At 68.7% G+C, this 18,616-nt stretch carries 16 protein-coding genes; 7 read left to right on the forward strand and 9 right to left on the reverse strand.

Going from position 1 to position 18,616, the window contains the following annotated elements; translation table 11 throughout:
• The first annotated feature begins 13 nt into the window (after positions 1 to 13).
• A complete protein-coding gene (locus M7H45_RS02975) occupies positions 14 to 1,795 on the forward strand; it encodes a glycosyltransferase family 2 protein (RefSeq protein ID WP_298214557.1) in 1,782 nt (593 codons plus the stop codon).
• Here M7H45_RS02975 and M7H45_RS02980 read toward each other — a convergent pair.
• From M7H45_RS02980 to M7H45_RS03015, 8 genes are all read right to left on the reverse strand, one after another.
• The gene (locus tag M7H45_RS02980) at positions 1,768 to 2,703 is read right to left on the reverse strand and encodes a tartrate-resistant acid phosphatase type 5 family protein (RefSeq protein ID WP_298214560.1); all 936 of its coding nucleotides are present in this window, start codon (positions 2,701 to 2,703) and stop codon (positions 1,768 to 1,770) included. The two genes, M7H45_RS02975 and M7H45_RS02980, sit on opposite strands and share 28 nt — an antisense overlap.
• A complete protein-coding gene (locus M7H45_RS02985; protein WP_298214562.1) occupies positions 2,700 to 4,001 on the reverse strand; it encodes a folylpolyglutamate synthase/dihydrofolate synthase family protein in 1,302 nt (433 codons plus the stop codon). The genes M7H45_RS02980 and M7H45_RS02985 overlap by 4 nt, the downstream gene beginning before the upstream one ends.
• On the reverse strand, positions 3,998 to 4,858 hold the full coding sequence (gene accD / locus M7H45_RS02990; protein ID WP_298214565.1) for an acetyl-CoA carboxylase, carboxyltransferase subunit beta: 861 nt from the start codon (positions 4,856 to 4,858) through the stop codon (positions 3,998 to 4,000). Before accD ends, M7H45_RS02985 begins: the two co-directional genes overlap by 4 nt.
• A gap of 107 nt (positions 4,859 to 4,965) precedes the next feature.
• Positions 4,966 to 7,368, reverse strand: a complete 2,403-nt coding sequence (locus tag M7H45_RS02995; RefSeq protein ID WP_298214566.1) for an FAD-dependent oxidoreductase — start codon at positions 7,366 to 7,368, stop codon at positions 4,966 to 4,968.
• A gap of 69 nt (positions 7,369 to 7,437) precedes the next feature.
• On the reverse strand, positions 7,438 to 8,208 hold the full coding sequence (locus tag M7H45_RS03000; protein ID WP_298214568.1) for an ABC transporter ATP-binding protein: 771 nt from the start codon (positions 8,206 to 8,208) through the stop codon (positions 7,438 to 7,440).
• Positions 8,205 to 8,990, reverse strand: a complete 786-nt coding sequence (locus M7H45_RS03005) for an ABC transporter permease (RefSeq protein ID WP_298214570.1) — start codon at positions 8,988 to 8,990, stop codon at positions 8,205 to 8,207. Before M7H45_RS03005 ends, M7H45_RS03000 begins: the two co-directional genes overlap by 4 nt.
• The gene (gene alr / locus M7H45_RS03010; RefSeq protein WP_298214572.1) at positions 8,987 to 10,060 is read right to left on the reverse strand and encodes an alanine racemase; all 1,074 of its coding nucleotides are present in this window, start codon (positions 10,058 to 10,060) and stop codon (positions 8,987 to 8,989) included. Before alr ends, M7H45_RS03005 begins: the two co-directional genes overlap by 4 nt.
• A gap of 9 nt (positions 10,061 to 10,069) precedes the next feature.
• Complete coding sequence (locus tag M7H45_RS03015) at positions 10,070 to 11,557, reverse strand: replicative DNA helicase (protein ID WP_298214575.1); 1,488 nt, start codon at positions 11,555 to 11,557, stop codon at positions 10,070 to 10,072.
• A 101-nt stretch (positions 11,558 to 11,658) separates the two neighbouring features.
• On the opposite strand from M7H45_RS03015, the gene M7H45_RS03020 reads away from it, so the two are divergent.
• The 6 genes from M7H45_RS03020 (at position 11,659) to M7H45_RS03045 (ending at position 17,841) form a co-directional block, all read left to right on the forward strand.
• Positions 11,659 to 14,235 carry a GNAT family N-acetyltransferase gene (locus tag M7H45_RS03020; RefSeq protein ID WP_298214577.1) on the forward strand — a complete coding sequence of 859 codons (2,577 nt, stop codon included), beginning with the start codon at positions 11,659 to 11,661 and terminating at the stop codon, positions 14,233 to 14,235.
• Positions 14,236 to 14,365: 130 nt separating this feature from the next.
• On the forward strand, positions 14,366 to 14,839 hold the full coding sequence (gene rpsF, locus M7H45_RS03025) for a 30S ribosomal protein S6 (RefSeq protein WP_298214579.1): 474 nt from the start codon (positions 14,366 to 14,368) through the stop codon (positions 14,837 to 14,839).
• A complete protein-coding gene (gene rpsR, locus M7H45_RS03030) occupies positions 14,839 to 15,114 on the forward strand; it encodes a 30S ribosomal protein S18 (RefSeq protein WP_298214581.1) in 276 nt (91 codons plus the stop codon). The genes rpsF and rpsR overlap by 1 nt, the downstream gene beginning before the upstream one ends.
• A gap of 12 nt (positions 15,115 to 15,126) precedes the next feature.
• Positions 15,127 to 15,687, forward strand: coding sequence for a 50S ribosomal protein L9 (gene rplI, locus M7H45_RS03035; protein ID WP_298214583.1), 561 nt, complete (start codon positions 15,127 to 15,129; stop codon positions 15,685 to 15,687).
• Positions 15,688 to 15,808: 121 nt separating this feature from the next.
• Positions 15,809 to 17,050, forward strand: a complete 1,242-nt coding sequence (locus M7H45_RS03040; protein ID WP_298214585.1) for a cyclopropane-fatty-acyl-phospholipid synthase family protein — start codon at positions 15,809 to 15,811, stop codon at positions 17,048 to 17,050.
• Positions 17,047 to 17,841: a S49 family peptidase gene (locus M7H45_RS03045; protein WP_298214587.1), complete on the forward strand. Its 795-nt coding sequence runs from the start codon at positions 17,047 to 17,049 to the stop codon at positions 17,839 to 17,841. The genes M7H45_RS03040 and M7H45_RS03045 overlap by 4 nt, the downstream gene beginning before the upstream one ends.
• On the opposite strand, the gene hpnK is transcribed toward M7H45_RS03045, so the two are convergent.
• Positions 17,842 to 18,615 carry a hopanoid biosynthesis-associated protein HpnK gene (gene hpnK / locus M7H45_RS03050; RefSeq protein WP_298214589.1) on the reverse strand — a complete coding sequence of 258 codons (774 nt, stop codon included), beginning with the start codon at positions 18,613 to 18,615 and terminating at the stop codon, positions 17,842 to 17,844.
• Between the last annotated feature and the right edge of the window lies 1 nt (position 18,616).

Here is an 18,616-nt window from a genome sequence, read left to right on the forward strand (position 1 = left end):
ACGGAAAGAGATCGTGCCGGAATTTTTCACGCTGCAAGAGCTACTGCTTCCCGGCCTCGAATTCCCTTGCTCCGATAAGCTTTACGTCAGGATCAAGACCGCCGCCTCCGCGCGGCGGCAATATCGAAGTCTTACCCTCTTTCCCGCGCGCGGGCGGGTCTCGTTCGACAGTTTTTTCAACGCCCTTTCGGTCGGCACGCTCAAACGCGCCACCATCATCGAGGATCTGTTCCTCCTGCTCGAGGGGCGGGGCGATTTCATTCTCCGGGTGGGCATTCACCGCAACGGTCAAGCGCATCGCTGGGTGCAGGAATACGGGATCAGCCTGCCATCCCCGCCTCTTGCCCTGCCCTGGGCGGAGCTGGAGGACGGCTTGCTTCACATCGAGCTTGAATCCCTGGGCGGCGGCGAGATCAGCGGCGGGCGGTATCTAACCCGCACGGCGCCTCTGGCGCCGGTGAGGCTCGGCATCGTCATCACCCATTTCAACCGTCAATTCTATGTCGTGCCGGCCATCGCCCGCATCGGCGCGGCTCTCGCCAACCGGCCCGATCTGGCCGGAAAGATCGAACTGGTCGTGGTCGATAATTCGCGCAATCTCACCCGGCAGGAGGCGGGCGCCGCCACAGTGCTGCCCAACCCGAATTATGGCGGCTCCGGCGGCTTCGCGCGCGGCCTGATCTATCTCAAGGATCACGGCTTCACCCATTGCCTGTTCATGGATGACGATGCCAGTTGTGAGATCGACAGCATCTTCCGCGCCCACTCCCTTCTCGCCTATGCGCGCGATCCGGCTTTGGCGATCTCGGGGGCGCTGCTGCGCGAGCTCGAACCATACCGGTTGTTCGAGAAAGGAGCGGCGTACGCCAATGGCCGTACCCGGCCTCTGAATCATAACCGCGACATGCGCGAGACGCAGCAATTGCTGGAAGCGGAGACGCGGCGCGAGCGCGCGGATTACGGCGCCTGGTGGTTCTTCGGGTTCAGAATAGACCAGGCGAAGGCGTTCCCGTTTCCCTTCTTCGTGCGCGGCGACGACATTCTGTTCAGCCTGAATAATGGTTTTCATGTCGAAACCATCAATGGTGTCGCCTGCTGGGGTGAGGATTTTCAGCTCAAGGAAAATCCCGGCACCCGGTATCAGGGTTTGCGGGCCATGCTCACCATCGCCCTGCAAACGGGCTCACCGGGCCGCCTGCAAATGTTCCGCATCATGCTGGGCTGGGTGCTCTCCAGCCTGTTCTCCTATAATTACGCCAGCGCCGAGGCCATCATCCTCGCCATCCGTGATGTCGGCAAAGGCCCCGCCTTCTGGCGGGAAAATCTGGACAACAGCGCGCCACGGGCCGAACTCGCGCCCTTGAACGCCAGGGAAAAACTGGAAAAAATCGACCTGGCGGATTTCAGCCTCGCCTATCGGGGCGATACCGAGCCGGGAGCGCGGCGCTGGCTGCGCCTCCTCTCCCTCAACGGCATGCTGCTGCCCGGCTTCCTTCTGCGCGACCAAACCGTGTTCGAGCATAAATCCTTCCGCGCCTCCTACCGGCGCATCTTCCGGTTCCGTCACGTCCTTTATTATTACGAGGCGATGGGCCTCGGCTATGTCGCCCATTACGACCGCCGCCTGTTTTTCCGCGCCCTCTGCGGTTTCATGAAGATCTCGGCCCGCTTCCTGGTGACTCTGCCCAGGCTGAGAGAGGCGTATCAACGCGCCCTGCCGGAGATGACCAGCGAGGCCTTCTGGCGGCGGCTTTATGCCGAAACGGCTCAGCCGCGCAAGATGGATTGCGAATAGAGCGCGTTGCCGCTCGCATCCATCAACGCCCAGTCGAGCCGCGCGGCGGAGAGCCGCGCCACCATGAAGCCATGCGCGCCGGAGGCGAAGCCGCCGCGGATCGCCGGGCCGGGCTGATAGGTCTCGGAGCCGGCGCCAGTGCAAATGTAGGAGATGCCGTTCATCTGCACCGCCTGCAGCACATGGTCGTGGCCGCAAATATAAACCGGCACCCGATGCGCCCGCAAAACCGGGTCCAGCCGGGCGATGAGATCGGGCTGGTCCGGCCCCTCATAGCCGGGGTCGGCGGCGTGGGCGCCATAAATCGGGTGGTGGCCGATGACGATGTTCCAGTCGGCGGTGGAGGCGGCGAGTCCCGCCGCCAGCCAGTCCAGCTGGGCCTGGCTGTCCTGGCCGTTCACCGCCACCCGCGTGCCGTAATATTTGCGGATGAAGGGCGAGGTGTCGAGGTAATAGAAGGCGGCGCGGCCGCCGCCGGGCAAATCCAGGCTCTGCATGTAATAGCGCGCGGGCAGCCGCCAGCGCGGGCTTTGGCGCGCATAATCCAGCTGCGCCTGCACATTGCCGCGGTAATCATGGTTGCCCAGAATCACCTGCCAGGGGGTTTGCAACGCGGGCGCGGTGTACACCTCCTCGAAGGATCTTCGCCATTGCGGGTCGGAGACCGAATCCACGCCGTTCTCGTAGAAATTATCCCCTACAGAGACCACGAAACGGCTGCCGATGGCGGCGGCGGTTACCCCCATCTGCCGCGCCACGGCGCGCTGGTGGTGGTGCCCAAGCCGGCCCCAATCCCCCACCAGCAAAAAATTCAGCCCTGCCTCCCCGGCCTCGGCCGGGCGGGCAAGGGCGGCGCCCGTCCCCAGCGCGGCGCCGGCCGTGGTAAACTCGCGTCGGCTCAGTTTCATCGCCCGGCTCCTGCCTCCACCAGCCCGTCATCCAGCTTCAGCACCTCGCCCGCCAGATACAGGCTGCCACAAATCAGCACCCGCCGGGCGCGGCTCTGGCGCAACGCGCCCCGCACATCCGGCCCGGCCACGGCGCCGCCGCCCGCCGCCTCGATGATCCGCTCCACCGGCAGGGCGAGATGCTGGCCCGGCTCCGCCACCGCGAAGAGCCGCGCCGCCTCCGGCCGCACGATGCGGATGAATTCCGCCACGTCCTTCGATTGCTTCATGCCGAGAATCACGTCGGTCGGGCCGTCCCATTCCCGCAATTGCGCGGCGATGATCTCCGCCCCGCCGGGGTTGTGCGCTCCGTCCAGCCATAATTCGCCCCGCGGCAGCAGCGCCGCCAGCCGCCCATGCAGCCTTTGCAGCCGGGCGGGCCAATGGGCGGCGCGCAGCCCCGCCGCCATCACCTCTGGCGCCAGGCGGAACCCCGCGGCCCTCAGCGCGGCGAGGGCGATCCCCGCATTCTCGATCTGATGCGCCCCGGCCAGGGCCGGTCGGGGCAGGGCGATACCGTCGAACACCATTCCCGCCCCCTCCAGCTCCACCGTCCATTCCCGCCCCCGCCGCAGATGCGGCGCGCCCCGGCTCGCCGCCTCGGCGGCGAGGCGGGCCAGCACCCCGGCGGGCTGATAGCCGGTGACCACCGGCACGCCCGGCTTGATGATGCCCGCCTTTTCCCCGGCGATCAGCTCCAGCGTCGCGCCGAGAAACTCCTGGTGGTCGAGCGAGATGGCGGTAATCGCGCAGGCGGCGGGCGAGACCACGTTGGTGGCGTCCAGCCGCCCGCCCAGCCCCACCTCGATCAGGCAAAGGTCAGCGGGCACCCGCGCGAACAGCCAGAGCGCCGCGGCGGTGACCGCCTCGAACACGGTGATCTGCTGCTCGGCATTGGCGCGCTCGACCGCATCCAGCGCCTCGGCCAGCAGCGCGTCCTCCACCGGCGCGCCCTGCAGGCGGATGCGTTCATTGAAACGCACCAGATGCGGCGAGGTGAAGACATGGGCCCGCATCCCCGCCGCCGCCGCCACCGCCTGGGCGATGGCGCAGACCGAGCCCTTGCCATTGGTGCCCGCCACGTGGATGACCGGCGGCAGGCGGGTTTGCGGCTCGCCCAGCGCGGTCAGCAGCCGGCGCAACCGCTCCAGGCTGAGGTCGATGAGGCGCGGATAGCTGGCGTGCAGCCGTTCCAGCGCCGCGCCCGCGCGGCGGCGGGCGGCGGAGGCCCCGGCCTCGGCCTGCAGCTCGTTGCTCAAGCCGCCATTTGTCGGGCGGTGCAAAACCCGACCAGCCGCGCCAGCATCGGGGTGAGGTCGCCGCGCTTCACCACCATATCGATGATGCCATGCGCGTGCAGATATTCGGCGCGCTGGAATCCCTCGGGGAGTTTCTCGCGCACCGTCTGCTCGATCACGCGCGCCCCGGCAAAGCCGATCAGCGCCCCCGGCTCGGCGATCTGGATATCCCCCAGCATGGCGAAGGAGGCGCTGACCCCGCCAGTGGTCGGGTCGGTCAGCACGACGATATAGGGCAGCCCGGCCTCCTTCACCATCTGGCTGGCGATGACCGAGCGCGGCATCTGCATCAGGCTGATGGCGCCTTCCTGCATCCGCGCCCCGCCCGAGGCGGTATAGACGATCAGTGGCGCGGCCTGCAGCACCGCCAGCCGGGCGGCGGCCACCAGCCCCTCGCCCACGGCGGCGCCCATCGAGCCGCCCATGAAGTCGAAGGACATCGCCGCCACCACGGCATTCACCCCGCCCAGCGTGCCATGCGCCACCAGAATGGCGTCATCCTGGCGGGTCTTGTCCCGCGCCTCCTTCAGCCGGTCGGTATAACGCTTCTGGTCGCGGAATTTCAGCGGGTCCGGCACCGCCTTGGGCAGTTCGATCCGGGTATATTTGCCCTCATCGAAGGTCCAGGCCAGGCGGTCCTGGGCGGTGGCCCGCATATGGAAGCCGCAATGCGGGCAAACCTTCTTGGCCGCCGCCAGCTCGGTATGGAAGATCATCTGCTGGCAGGAAGGGCATTGGTGCCAGAGATTATCCGGCACCTCCTTGCGGCCCAGCAGGGTGCGGATCTTCGGGCGGACGAATTCGGTGAGCCAGCTCATGGCCGGGAATTACCCGCTTTGGCCCAGGAAAGAAAGCCGCGCGCCAAAGCGAAACCGGCCGGCGGCCCGGCCCCATCCGGACGGACCCATCTTCCGGGCCGGCGGGATCAAGCCGCGCCGGCGGGCTTGCCCCGGCCCTGGTGGCGGTATGAGGCGCTGGCCAGCTGGAGGTCCACATCCGCGCCCTCCGGCATCATCGAGGCATGGCGGGAAGTATCCGCCTCTGCCTCCATTCCGGTGCGGCCTTGCGCGCCCGGACCCTCCCCCGCCAGCGTCGCCTTGGCCAGCCGGTAGCCCTGCTCCTTGTTGGCATTGATCGCGATGTCCGAGAAATCATAATCGCGCGAGGCCGGCTCTCCCTGCTGGCCCTGGCGAATGAAACGGGTGATGTGGGTGGCGGAGCCATCCCCCATCAACTCGATATAGATCGGCCGCTGGCGCAGCTTGGCCCGCAGCGTGGGCTCAACCGCCTCCAGCACGCTATCCACCAGCTGGCGGTAGGAGGCGGTCAGCTCCCGCCAGCGCAGGTCCCGGCGCACGCGCTCGGCGAAGACGATCTCGTCCCGCCGCGCCATCACCTCCGCGAGATTATTCGGCAGCGGCCGCTCCCCGGCATAGAGATCGACGATGAAGACCCGCTTGCCCTCCAGCCCGCAGCGCTCGGTCACCATGTCGAGGGGCGAGTTGCTGACCAGCCCGCCATCCCAATAGGCCTCGCCCTCCACCTTGGTCCAGGGAAAGCCGGGGGGCAGGCTGCCGCTCGCCAGCACATGGTCCGGCGTCATGTCGTCCACATAGCTGTCGAAAATCTCCAGCTTGCCGGTCGTCACCTTCACCGCCCCCACCAGGAGCCGCACGGGGCTGGCCCGCAGCCGGGGAAAATCCACATAGCGGGCGATCAGCTCGCGCATCGGGCTGGGGTCGTAGAAGCTGAGCCATTCCGAGGGCGGCGGCGGCAGTTGAAAACATTGGGGCAGCCAGCGCGGGCGGAAGAAACGGGGCACCCCGAAGGTGAGGATCTCCACGGAGGTGATCGCCCGCGCCATGTTCTCCCCCAGCATCCGGGGGGTTTCAACCGCAAGCTCAGACCAGAAGGAGGCCAGCGCCTGGGTGGCGTGGCGCGGATTGCCGGCGATGATCGCGCCGTTGAGCGCGCCGATGGATACGCCCGCGACGATATCGGGGTAGATCCCCTCCTCCTCCATCGCCCGCACGATCCCGCATTCGAACGCGCCCATGGCGCCGCCGCCCTGCAGCACCAGCGCGGTCTGGGTGGGGATGTGGTCGAGGCTGAATTCCGGGTCGGCCAGCCTGTCCTTGACGGCGGCGAGGTTCACCCGGTGGCGGATAAATCCCTCGACACTGCGCGTCTCCTTGACCGGGCGGTTGACGGAGAGCAGGGCGCGGGGAACATTGTTCTTGAGGTAGAACAACGCCAGCGAGCCCGATTCCAGCGAGCCGCGGGCGATCCGCTCATCCGCCTCCTCCGGCGCGCCCAGCATGCTGAAGCTGACATCGCCGATATCGCAGAAGAAATAGGAAACCTCGTCGAAGCGCAGGCGGTGGCCGAGCATGTTGCGGGCCGCGAGCTTGCCCTGTTTCACGGCGTGGTCCCAATGCTCGATATGGCGGCGGCGCATGAAAACCGGGTCGTCGTAATTCACCACATCCCCGGCCGCGAAAATATTCGGCACGTTGGTCCGCAGCCGGTCGTCCACGAGCACGAACCCGTCCTCCAGCGCGATGCCGCTGCCCTTCAGATACTCCGTGGATGGCGCCATGCCCATGCTGACCACCATCATGTCGCACTCTATATGCTCCCCCGCGCGGGTGGTGACGGCGCTGATCCGCGCCTCGCCATGGATGGCGGCCACCGTATCCTCGAGCAGAATTCTCGCCCCCTTCTCTTCCGCGTGGCGCTTGAAGAAGGCGGAGACGTAATCGGCCTCGACATGCGGCAGCAGCCGGTCCTCCCGCTCGACGATGGTCACGGCCACGCCCAGCGCGGCCAGGGACATGCCGATTTCCATGCCGAGAAAGCTGCCGCCCAGAATCACCGCGCGCCGCGCCCCCGCCGCGATGTCCTGGCGGATCGCCTGGCATTGCTCCTTATGGCGAAGATAATGGATGCCGGGCAGGCCGGCCTTCTCGATATCCAGCCGCACCGGCTCCGTCCCGGTGGCGATCAGCAGGCGCTGGTAGCGGAGCGTCTCGCCCGTCTCGGTGAGAACGGTGGAAGCCGCGGCATCGACCATCACGGCCCGGGTGTTCAACACCAGATCGATGCGCTTGCGCTCGAAAAAATCACTCGGATAGACCTGTATCTGCGCGTCCGTGACTCCGCCGAGAAGATATTGCTTAGACAAGGCGGGCCGGTAATAAGGCGGGCTATGCGCCGCGGAGAGCATCATCACCGTGCCATCCTCGCGCTCCAGCCGCAGCATCGCCGCCGCCGCCGCCGCCGCGCCCCCGCTGCCGAGGATGAGATAATCGACGTCCCGTTCCGGCATGGCCTCTCTCCTACCTTCGCCCATGAGCCGCGCCGGAAGCCGAGGCGGCCGTCCGGCCAAGACCTCGTTTTAACGGCGCAGCGCCATCTTGATCGGCCCATGGGCGCGGCCATGGGTGAATTGCTCCACCACCGGGTCGGTGCAGGTCATCAATTCGCCCGCCGGCCCGGTCCAGGTGATGCGGCCTTCATACAGCATCGCCGCCCGGTCGGCGATGCGCTGGGCGGAGGCCATGTCATGGGTGATGGCGACCGAGGTGCTGCCCAGTTTTTTCACGCAATCCACGATCAGCTCGTCGATCACCGCGCCCATGATCGGGTCGAGGCCGGTGGTCGGCTCATCGAGAAAAATGATCGCCGGGCGCGCGGCGATGGCGCGGGCCAGCCCCACGCGCTTCTGCATGCCGCCCGACAATTCGGCAGGGGAAAGCCCCGCCACGTCCGGCCCCAGCCCCACCTGCGCCAGCACCTCCACCGCCACGTCGCGCGCCCGCGCGCGGCTCACCTTTTTCTGGGCCAGCAGGCCGAAGGCCACATTCTCCCACACCGGCAGAGAGTCGAACAACGCCCCGTTCTGGAACAGCATGCCGATCTGCTCGCGCAGCGCCCGCGCCTGATGGCGGGGCGCCTTCAGCACGTCCACGCCGTCGATCTCGATGCTGCCGCCATCGGCGGGGATGAGGCCGAGAATACATTTGAGCAGCACGGATTTGCCGGTGCCGGAGCCGCCGATCACCACCATGCCGGTGCCGGTCGCGACATCGAGATCCACCCCATCCAGCACTTTTTTCGGCCCGAAATGCTTCTTCAGACCCCGGATGCGGATCTTCGGCCCGCTCATTTGACGAACAGCACCTGGGTGAGCACGTAATCCAGCGCCAGGATGAGGATGGAGGCTGACACCACCGCCGAGGTGGTGGCCGCGCCCACCCCTTGCGCTCCCCCGCGCGAGCGGTAGCCGTTGAAACATCCCATCAGGGCGATGACGAAGCCGAACACCGCCGCCTTGATCAGGCCGGAGACCACGTCCTGCGTCTGGAGCGTGTTGAAGGTGCTGGTGAGATAGCCGCCGGAGGAAAACCCCAGCTTGTTGGTGGCGACGAGAAATCCGCCCAGCACGCCGATTATGTCGGCCAGCAGCACCAGCGCCGGCAGGGCGAGGGTGCCCGCCAGCAGCCTTGGCGCCACCAGATATTTCATCGGCTCGGTGGCGAGGGTGGAGAGCGCATCGATCTGGTCGGTCACCCGCATGGTGCCGAGTTCCGCCGCCATCGCCGCCCCGGCCCGGCCGGAAACCATCAGCCCGGCCAGCACCGGCCCCAATTCGCGCGTGACCGAGAGCACCACCACGGAGGCGATGGCGCTTTCCGCCCCGAAGCGGGAGAAGCCGGTATAGGATTGCAGGGCCAGCACCATGCCGGTGAACAGCGCGGTGAGCGCCACCACCGGCAGGGAGAAATAGCCGATCTCCATGAAGGCGCGGCCGAGCTGGCGCGGATAATAAGGCGGCAAGACCACGTGGGCGATGCCGGAGGCCGCGAACATCCCCAGCTCGCCGATATATTCGACGATGCCGAGCACGAAGGCGCCAAGCCAGGCCACCCCATCCAGCAGGGCGTTCATGCTCCGAGATACCGGCGCTGATACCGCCGCCCCAGCGAGGTGAGGATTTCATAGCCGATGGTCCCGGCCTCCCGCGCCAGCTCATCCGCGCCGTGGCGGGCGCCGAGCAGGACCAGCGTATCGCCGGGATTGGCCGGCACATCGGTGACATCGAACATGGCGAGATCCATCGACACCCGGCCTACCAGGGGAACCGGGGTATCGTCAAAACACGCATGGCCCTGGTTGGAGAGGGCGCGGTGCAGCCCATCGGCATAGCCGGCGCCGATGGTGGCGATGCGGCTTGGCCGCGCCGCCCGCCAGCTGCCGCCATATCCCACCTCCCCGCCGGGCGGCACGTCATGGATCTGCAAAATCGGCGCGCTGAGCCGCACCGCCGGCGCCATCGGCGCCGGCTGGGCCGGGCTGGTGTTGAGCCCGTAAAGCGCCGCGCCGGGGCGGGTGAGGTCGAGATGGAATTCCGGCCCGAGAAACATGCCCGGCGAATTGGCGAGGCTGCGCCGCGCGCCGGGGAAGCCGGCCGCCAAAGCGAGAAAATCCTCCAGCTGGCGGGCGTTGCGCGGGTCCTCCGGCGCCTCGGCGGCGATGAAATGACTCATCACCGCCGCGACCCCGATCCCCTCCAGCAGCGCGGGATCATCGCGCAGCGCCGCCGCCTCCCGGGCGCCGAGGCCGAGCCGGTTCATGCCAGTGTCGAAATGCAGAAAGGCGGGCAGGGGCCGCTCCCCGCTCCGCGCCGCCCGCCGCCAGCGCGCCACATCCTCCAGCGTCGCCAGCACGGGGGTGATGCGGTGACGGAGAAATTCCGCCGCCGCGTGCGGGGCGAGCCCGTTCAGCGTGAGGATGCGCGCCGGCGGGGGCAGCGCCTCGCGCAGCGCCACGGCCTCGGCCAGATGCGCGGTGAAAAAAATGCCGCAGCCCGCCTGGGCCAAAGCCGGGGCCACCCGCGCCGCCCCCAGCCCATAGGCGTCGGCCTTCACCACCGCGGCGGTCTCGCCCCGGTTCATCCCGGCGAGATACCGCCAGTTCGCGGCGATGGCGGCGAGATCGATCTCCAGCAGCGCGGTCAACGCGGCGCGTCAATGGTCATGGATGGTGTCCAGATCCGCGAAGCGGGTGAACTCGCCCTCGAAGAACAGGTCGATCTTGCCCGTCGGCCCGTGGCGCTGCTTGGCGATGATCAGCTCCGCCTTCTGGTACACGGCCTGCATATCCGCCTGCCATTTCTCATGCGCCTCCTGGAATTTGTCGTCGCGCTCGAAGCCGGTGATCTTCGGCTCGCGCTGGGCGAGGTAATACTCGTCGCGATAGACAAACATCACCATGTCCGCATCCTGCTCGATCGAGCCGGATTCGCGCAGATCGGCGAGCTGGGGGCGCTTGTCCTCGCGCGATTCCACCGAGCGGGAAAGCTGGGAGAGGGCGAGCACCGGCACGGCCAGCTCCTTGGCGAGCGCCTTCAGCCCCTGGGTGATCTGGCTGATCTCCAGCACGCGGCTCTCCGGGCGGGTGCCCAGCGCCGGGCGCATCAGCTGGAGATAATCCACGATCACCAGCCCCAGCCCCTGGGTGCGCTGCAAGCGGCGGCAGCGCGTGCGCAGGGCGGAGAGGGTGATGGCGGGCGTGTCGTCGATCACCAGCGGGATATCGGCGATCTCGCGGCTGACGCGGACGAAATGGTCGAAATCTTTGGCCGAGATCTCGCCCCGGCGGATCTTGTCGCCGGAGACGCGCGCCTCCTCGGCCAGCAGGCGGGTGGCGAGCTGGTCGGCGCTCATCTCCAGCGAGAAGATGGCAACGCATTCCCTCGCCATCGCGTTGGGCGTCTCGGCGCGGGCATTGGCCAGCATCGCCCGCGCCGCGCCGAAGGCGATCTTGGTGGCGAGCGCCGTCTTGCCCATGCCGGGCCGCCCGGCGAGGATGACGAGGTCGGATTTATGCAGCCCGCCGGTGCGCTTGTTGAGATCGCGCAGCCCGGTATCGAGGCCGGAGACCGCGCCCTGGTTGCGGAATGCCTTTTCCGCGAGGTCGATGGCCTGGATCAGCGCGTCGTGGAAAGAGATGCCCTTGCCCTCGGCCCCGCCTTTGGTGGCGAGGTTGAACAGCGCCTGCTCCGCCTTCTCGATCTGGGCGCCCCCATCCAGCTCCGGCTCGCCGCCATGGGCGTCGTTGACCATCACCTCGCCCAGATCGATCAGCTGGCGGCGCAGCCAGGCGTCGTGGATCAGCCGCCCGTAATCCCCGGCATTGATGATGCCGACCATGGCGGCGAGCAGCTGGGCCAGATAGGCGGCGCCTCCCAGCTCGGCCAGCACCCCGGCATGCTCCAGCTCGGCGCGCAATGTCACCGGGTCCGCCACCTGGTTCTGCTCGCAGCGCCGGGCGATGGCCTGGTAGATCCGCCCATGCCCGGGATCGGCGAAATGCTCGGGCAGCAGAAAATCGGAGACCCGCTCATAGGCCTTGTTATTGGCGAGCAGCGCGCCCAGCAATGCCTGCTCGGCCTGGATGTTGCTGGGCGGCAGGCGGGGGCCCAAGCCGGGCGGAACGAGGTCGAGCGTATCCATCCCCGCCTCTTACCCCACCCCGGGCCGCCCCCGCCAGGGTGGCGGGCGTGGCGGGGGCGCCTGAATCAGGTGTATAATGGGGATAAGCAGGAGCGGGCGGCATGACCACCACGGCGGCAAAGCGGAAATTCGACCCCGAGCGCGTCTTTCATCCCGGCTCGGTCTGCCTGAGCGGCAGCCGCACGGAGCTGGGGCGGCGCGTGCTCGCCAATCTGCGCGGCGGCGGCTTCACGGGGTCCATCGGCGCCGCCGAGGACGCCCCGGTGGAAAACGCCGATCTCGCCCTGGTCGCGGATGACGAGCCGGAGATTCCGGCGGCGCTGGCCGCGCACGCGGCGCGCGGGGCGCGGGCGGCGATGGTGCTCTCCCCCATGCCGGCGGGCGGGCTGCGGGAGATGGCGCTGGCGGCGGGCATCCGCGCGCTGGGGCCGCATAGTTTCGGCATGGTGCTGCCGGGGCTCGGCCTCAACGCCAGCCCCTTCACCCTCACCCCGCCGCGCGGGCGGGTGGCGCTGGTCGGGCAATCCGCCGCCATCGCCCGCGCCGTCAGCGACTGGGCGGTGCCCAACGGCGTCGGCTTCAGCCATCTCATCGGCATTGGCGGCAATGGCGGCACCATCGGCTACGGGCTGGTGCTCGACCATCTGGGGCGCGACCCCAACACCGCGGCGATCATGGTCGAGATCGGCCGGCTGCGCAGCCCGCCCGCCTTCTTCTCCGCCGCGCGCATGGCGGCGCGGCTGCGCCCGGTGGTGGCCATCGCCCCCGGCCTGCGCCAGCGCGATCCCTCCGGCAATGGCCATGCGGCGATGGCGGCCGCGCTCGCCCGTGTCGGCGTCCTGCTCACCGGCTCCATCACCGAGTTTCTCGCCGCGGCGGAAACCCTCACCCGCGTCCGCCCCGCCCGCAACGAGACCCTGGCGATCATCAGCAACTCCGCCGCGCTGGGAAGGCTGGCGGCGGACGAGGCGCTGCGCGCGGGGCTGCGCCTCACCACCCTGGCCCCCGAGACCGCGCAGGTGCTCAGCCTTGGGCCCGGCGCCCCGCCCGAGCCCGCCGGGCCGATCTTCGCGGGCCGGCGCAGCCCCACCGCGCTCGCGGATGTGGCGGCGCTGCTCTCCGCCGCGCCGGAGGTGGGCGGCATCCTCGTCATCCATGCCCCCTCGGGCGGGGATGACCACGCCGCCATCGCCGCCCTCACCGCCTGCGCCCGCGCCGTGAAAATCCCCCTGCTCATCGCCGTGCTGGGCGAGGCGACAGGGCTCGAGCACCGCCATGCCCTCAGCCAGGCGCGGCTCGCCTGTTTCGACAGTCCGGAGGCCGCCATCGCCGGCTTCCGGCATTTGCTGGAAAACCGCCGCAACCGCGCCCAGGCGCGCGAGCTGCCGGCCTCCGCCGTGCTGAACGAGCAGCCCAACCAGGCCAGCGTCATCGGCCGCATCCAGGCCGCCCGCGCCGAGGGCCGCGTCCAGCTGGTCCAGGACGAGGCGCTGGCCGTCATCAGCGCCTACCATATCCCGGTGCTGGAAAGCCGCCACGTCACCACCCCGGAGGATGCCGCCGCCGCCGCCGCCGAGCTCGGCTTTCCGGCGGTGGTCAAGCTCTCCCATCCGGACGTGCCCACCCACCACCTCACCGGCTCGGTCGAGCTCAACCTGCCGGACGCCGCCTCCGTCGCCGGCGCCGCCCGCGCCATCCTGGCCCGGCTGGCGCTGGTGGCGGGGGCGGACCCATCCAAGGCCGGCTTCGTCGTCCAGCCCCAGGTGCCGCACGGCACCATGCTGCGCATCGGCGTGGCGGACGACCCGGTGCTGGGGCCGGTCATCCAGTTCGGCGAGGGCGGGGGCGACCCGGAGAACCGCCCGCCCGCCGCCGCCGGGGTGCCGCCGCTCAACCTCGCCCTCGCCCGCGCCCTCATCCGCCGCTCCAGCGTCGCCCAGCGCCTCGCCGCCCATCGCGGGCTGGAGGGCGCGGATGAGGAGGCCATCGCCGCCACTCTGGTGCGGGTCTCGCAACTCATCATCGACACGCCGGAAATCCTCGCCCTGGAGGTGGACCCGCTCTTCGCCCTCGCCCATGGCGTCGTCGCGGCCAGCGCCCGGCTCTGGCTACGCCCGGAGGGTCAGGCGCGGCCGCCTCTCATCATCGCCCCCTACCCCAGCGAGCTGACCCGTCATTACACCGCGCGCGGGCAGAATTTCCTCATCCGCCCGGTCCGCCCGGAGGATGCCGACGCCCACGCCGCCATGCTGTCCCGCTTCACCCCGGAGGATATGCGCTTCCGCTTCTTCTCCCCCATGCGCCAGCTGCCCGCCGAGCAGATCGTCCGCCTCACCGATATCGACTACACCCGCGAGATGGCGCTGATCGCCGTGCACGAGGCCACGGGCGAGACGGTGGGCGTGGCGCGGCTCGTCCGCAACGACACGGATGGCGCCACCGCCGAATTCGCCGTCGCGGTCGAGCCGGCCTTCAAGAAATTCGGTCTGGCCACGGTGCTGATGCGCAACATCATCGCCTGGGGCCGCGCCCAGGGCGTCCGCGAGATCATCGGCCAGATCCTCGCCGATAACGCGCCGATGCTCGCCTTCATCCGCCGCCTCGGCTTCTCGGTCTCGCGCATGCGGGAGGAGCCGGATGTGATGGAGGCGCGGCTCGAATTCCAGCAACCCCCTTGAATTTCCCGCCGCCGCGTGCCAAAGGGCCGCCTTCCCTGCCGGGTGCGTGGCATCGCGCCCGGCTATGCTCGCCCCAATCCCGGGTGGTCCAGACCAGGACCGGAGCTGATCCAGCCAGAGGGAGACGCATATGCCGCTTTATGAAACCGTGGTGATCGCGCGCAGCGAGATCACCCAGGCCCAGGCCGACGCCGTGGCCGACGCCGCGATCCAGGTCATCGAGACCGATGGCGGCGCGCTGAAGAAGCGCGAATATTGGGGCCTGCGCCCGCTCGCCTACCGCATCAAGAAGAACCGCAAGGGCCATTACATGCTGCTCGGCCTGGACGCGCCCGCCGCCGCCATGCAGGAGATGGAGCGCCAGCTCAGCCTGCACGAGGACGTGCTGCGCTTCCTCACCGTGCGCGTCGAGGAGATCTCCGAGGAGCCCTCCGCCATCCTCTCCCGCAAATCCGATGAGCGGGACCGCAATTTCCGTGGCCCCAAGCCGGCCGGCCGCTTCGAGAGCGGTCGTAAGCGCGGCTTCGATGAGCGTGAGGAATTCCGCGCGCGGGACGAATACCGCGCCGACCGTGACGAATTCAGTGTCGAGGAGGACGCCTGATGTCCGAAACCAGCGAAACCGCGCCCGGCCTGCGCCGCCCCGCCGTGGGTGCCCGCCGCCCCTTCTTCCGCCGCAAGAAATCCTGCCCCTTCTCCGGTCCCGGCGCCCCGGCGATCGATTATAAGGATGTGCGGCTGCTCTCGCGCTTCCTCTCGGAGCGCGGCAAGATCGTGCCGTCGCGCATCACCGCCGTCTCCGGCAAGAAGCAGCGCGAGCTGGCGCGGGCGATCAAGCGCGCCCGCTTCCTGGCGCTGCTCCCCTATGTGCTTAACTGAGGAGGGCGGATCATGGCGAATGTCGATCTGATCCTGCTCCAGCGGGTCGAGAAGCTGGGGCAGATGGGCGATCTGGTGTCGGTGAAACCCGGCTACGCCCGCAATTTTTTGCTGCCGCAGGGCAAGGCGGTGCGCGCCACCCAGGCGAATAAGGAGCGGTTCGAGCGTGAGCGCGCCCAGCTCGAGGCCCAGAACCTCAAGCGCCGCGAGGAGGCCGAGCGCGTGGCCGAACGCGTCGCCGGGCTGACGGTGACGCTGATCCGCCAGGCCTCGGAATCCGGCGCGCTCTATGGTTCCGTCTCCAGCCACGATATCGCGGAGGCGGCCTCGGCGGCCGGGCTCAACATCGATCGCGGCCAGGTGCTGCTCGTCCACCCGATCAAGACGCTCGGCATCTCCACCGTCCGCGTCGCGCTGCATCCGGAAGTCATCATCGAGGTGAGGGTCAACACCGCCCGCTCGCCGGAAGAGGCGGAGAAGCAGGCTCGCGGCGAGAGCATCGGCCGTGAGGAAGACGAACGGCCAGAGCTGGGGCCCCTCTTCGGCCAGGAGGAGGAAAGCCCGGCGGCGTGAGCGCCCGGCGGCCAGCGTGAAACACCCCCGCGATTTTCGCGGGGGTTTTTTCTTGCCCGGATTGTCTTCCGGATTATTAATTGCCAATTTCCATAAGCTTTGGAATGAGGAGGCTGGCGCCATGGGGCTGTACCGAAAGATTCTGGACTACTCCCTGACCCGGCTGGTGCGGCGCGGCGCCTTCACCGTCATCTGGCCGGATGGCTCGCGCTCCGAATATGGCGGCGCCCCCGGCTTCCGCGCCGGCATCGCCATCAAGGACGAGCGGACGCTCAAGCGTCTCGCCCTCAACCCCGCCTTGGCGCTGGGCGAGGCCTATATGGACGGCACGCTGGAACCGCTGGATGGCACCATTCACGACGTGCTCTCCGTGCTGATGGACAATCAGAACCATGTCCGCCTGCCCATCCTCACCGTGGCGGAGAAGGCCCGCCTGGCGCTACGCCCCATTCTCCAGGCCAATAACGCCCTGCGCGCCCGGCGCAACGTCGCCCATCATTACGACCTCAACGGGCGGCTCTATTCCCTCTTTCTCGACCGCGACCGCCAGTATAGCTGCGCCTATTTCACCTCGGACGACATGACGCTGGAGGCGGCGCAGCTCGCCAAGAAGCGCCACATCGCCGCCAAGCTCAAGCTGGACCGCCCGGATCTGGAGGTGCTGGACATTGGCTGCGGCTGGGGCGGCATGGCCCTCACCCTGGCGCGGGAATTCGGCGCGCGCGTCACCGGCATCACCCTTTCGGCGGAGCAGCTCGCCGCCGCCCGCGCCCGCGCCGCGGAGGAAGGCCTGGCGGAGCGGGTGAGCTTCGAGCTGATGGATTACCGGGCCATGCGCCGGCCCTTCGACCGCATCGTCTCGGTCGGCATGTTCGAGCATGTCGGCGCGCCCAACTACCTCACCTTCTTCAAAACCGTGAAGACCTGCCTCAAACCGGACGGGGTGGCGCTGATCCATTCCATCGGCCGGTTCGACGGGCCGGGCGCCACCAACCCCTGGATCGCCAAATACATCTTTCCCGGCGGCTATTCCCCCGCCCTCTCGGAGGTGCTGGGGCCGGTGGAAAAAGCCGGGCTCAAGACCACGGACATCGAAATCCTGCGCCTGCATTACGCCAAGACGCTGTCCCATTGGCGCCGCCGCTTCGCCGCCAACCGCGACACCATCGCCACCATCTATGACGAGCGCTTCTGCCGGATGTTCGAGTTCTATCTCTCCGGCTCGGAGCTGGCCTTCCGTCTCGCCGATCACATGAATTTCCAGATCCAGCTGGTGCGCGACCAGCACGCCCTGCCCCTCACGCGGGATTACATGGCCGAGGCGGAGCGCCAGGCCGCCCGCCTCACCCCGGCGGCGGAATGAGGCTGCCCTTCACCCGGCCCAAAATCCCCGTCATCCAGCTGCGCGGCATCATCGCCGCGCGGCCCGGCCTGCTCAATCTGGATGGATGCGCCCCGGCGCTGGAGCGCGGCTTCGCCTTGGCGCGCAAGCGCGGCCATCTCATCCTCGCCATAGACAGCCCGGGCGGCTCGGCCACCCAGTCCGACCTCATCGGCCAGATGATCCGCCGCCAAGCCGAGACAAACAAAGTCGAGGTATCGGCGGTGATCGGCGATCTCGGCGCCTCCGGCGGATACTGGCTTGCCTGCGCGGCGGACCGCGTCTTCGCCTCGCGCCTGTCCATCGTCGGCTCCATCGGCGTCGTCTCGGAGGGGTTCGGCTTCGCCGATTTCATCCGCCGCCACGGCGTCGAGCGCCGGGTGCTGACGGCGGGCGAGCACAAGCGCCGCAACGACATCTTCGCCCCGCGCCGCCCGGAGGACGAGGCCTTCACCCAAGCCCTGCTCGACGAGGTGCATGAGATGTTCAAGGGCTGGGTCCGCGCCCGCCGCGGCGCCCGGCTGAGCGCGGATGAAGCCCAGATTTTCGATGGCGGCTACATGCTGGGCGAGCGCGCCCGCGCGCTCGGCCTCATCGATGGCTTCGCCGATGTCGACCAGCTGGTGAAGGAGCTGGGCGGTGAGAAGGCAAGGCCCCTCTGGCTGCGCCCGCGCCCGCCGAGCGGCCTGCTGCGCCTGCTCATGCGCAACGCCGCCGAGGCCGCTTTGGACGCGGCGGAGGAGCGCGCCGCCACGCCCACCCTTCTCGCATGATCAGTCCAGCAGCGCCTCGAATTCCCCCACGTGGTCGTAATCCGGCATCAGCCGGGTGAGCGTGGCGTCCCGCCTGGTGGCGGGGTGGGTGTAGATCTCGGTGCGGCCCTCGGGCAGATTGGCGAGTATCCGCTCGATGCGCGCGCGGGTCATCCGGCCGGACCATTTGAGGCCGAACACCTGGTCCGGCACCTCCAGCCCCCGCGCCTGCCAGCGCAACAGCCGCGTCCAGGCATAAAGCGCGCGGTCGCCCCAGCCCACCCGCGCCCCCAGCGCCGCCATCACCCCCGGCGGCTCGGCGGGCACGCGCAGCCGCCTCAGCCCGTAACGGCGGCCGGTCTCGATCATCATCCGGGCGATGGTCGGGTGCAGGAGAAAATGCTTATGCGCGTCGGCATGGTGCAATGCGAGGCCGGTGGCGGCGAAGGCGGCGAATTGCGCCTCGATCTCGGCCCGCAATTCCCGCCGCGCGGCGGGGGAGAAAAAATACCGCGCGCCCAGCCGGGCCTGGCTGCCGGAAAACCGGCCATCCGGCCCGGTGATATGGGACAGGCGGGCATGGCCCAGCGCCGAATCCCCCTCCACCAGCACCAGATGCAGCCCCACCTTCAACCCCGGCAGATCCCGCGCCCGGCGCACCGCATCCGCCGCCGCCGGGGCGGCCACCATCAGGCTGGCCTGGCTCAGCCGCCCGCGCCGGTGCGCCTGCTCCACCGCCTCGTTGACCGCTTCCGTCAATCCGAAATCATCGGCGGAGAAAACGACCTCGCGCAAG

Source organism: Acidocella sp., assembly GCF_027352905.1.
Taxonomy (GTDB): domain Bacteria; phylum Pseudomonadota; class Alphaproteobacteria; order Acetobacterales; family Acetobacteraceae; genus Acidocella.

Bases quoted from the DNA above. Each gene is read 5' to 3' on its own strand.
- accD (WP_298214565.1), bottom strand. From the start codon at position 4,858: ATGAGCTGGCTCACCGAATTCGTCCGCCCGAAGATCCGCACCCTGCTG.
- M7H45_RS03005 (WP_298214570.1), bottom strand. From the start codon at position 8,990: ATGAACGCCCTGCTGGATGGGGTGGCCTGGCTTGGCGCCTTCGTGCTC.
- M7H45_RS02995 (WP_298214566.1), bottom strand. From the start codon at position 7,368: ATGCCGGAACGGGACGTCGATTATCTCATCCTCGGCAGCGGGGGCGCG.
- M7H45_RS03040 (WP_298214585.1), top strand. From the start codon at position 15,809: ATGGGGCTGTACCGAAAGATTCTGGACTACTCCCTGACCCGGCTGGTG.
- M7H45_RS03000 (WP_298214568.1), bottom strand. From the start codon at position 8,208: ATGAGCGGGCCGAAGATCCGCATCCGGGGTCTGAAGAAGCATTTCGGG.
- M7H45_RS03015 (WP_298214575.1), bottom strand. From the start codon at position 11,557: ATGGATACGCTCGACCTCGTTCCGCCCGGCTTGGGCCCCCGCCTGCCG.
- M7H45_RS02980 (WP_298214560.1), bottom strand. From the start codon at position 2,703: ATGAAACTGAGCCGACGCGAGTTTACCACGGCCGGCGCCGCGCTGGGG.
- rpsF (WP_298214579.1), top strand. From the start codon at position 14,366: ATGCCGCTTTATGAAACCGTGGTGATCGCGCGCAGCGAGATCACCCAG.
- M7H45_RS03045 (WP_298214587.1), top strand. From the start codon at position 17,047: ATGAGGCTGCCCTTCACCCGGCCCAAAATCCCCGTCATCCAGCTGCGC.
- rpsR (WP_298214581.1), top strand. From the start codon at position 14,839: ATGTCCGAAACCAGCGAAACCGCGCCCGGCCTGCGCCGCCCCGCCGTG.
- rplI (WP_298214583.1), top strand. From the start codon at position 15,127: ATGGCGAATGTCGATCTGATCCTGCTCCAGCGGGTCGAGAAGCTGGGG.
- M7H45_RS03020 (WP_298214577.1), top strand. From the start codon at position 11,659: ATGACCACCACGGCGGCAAAGCGGAAATTCGACCCCGAGCGCGTCTTT.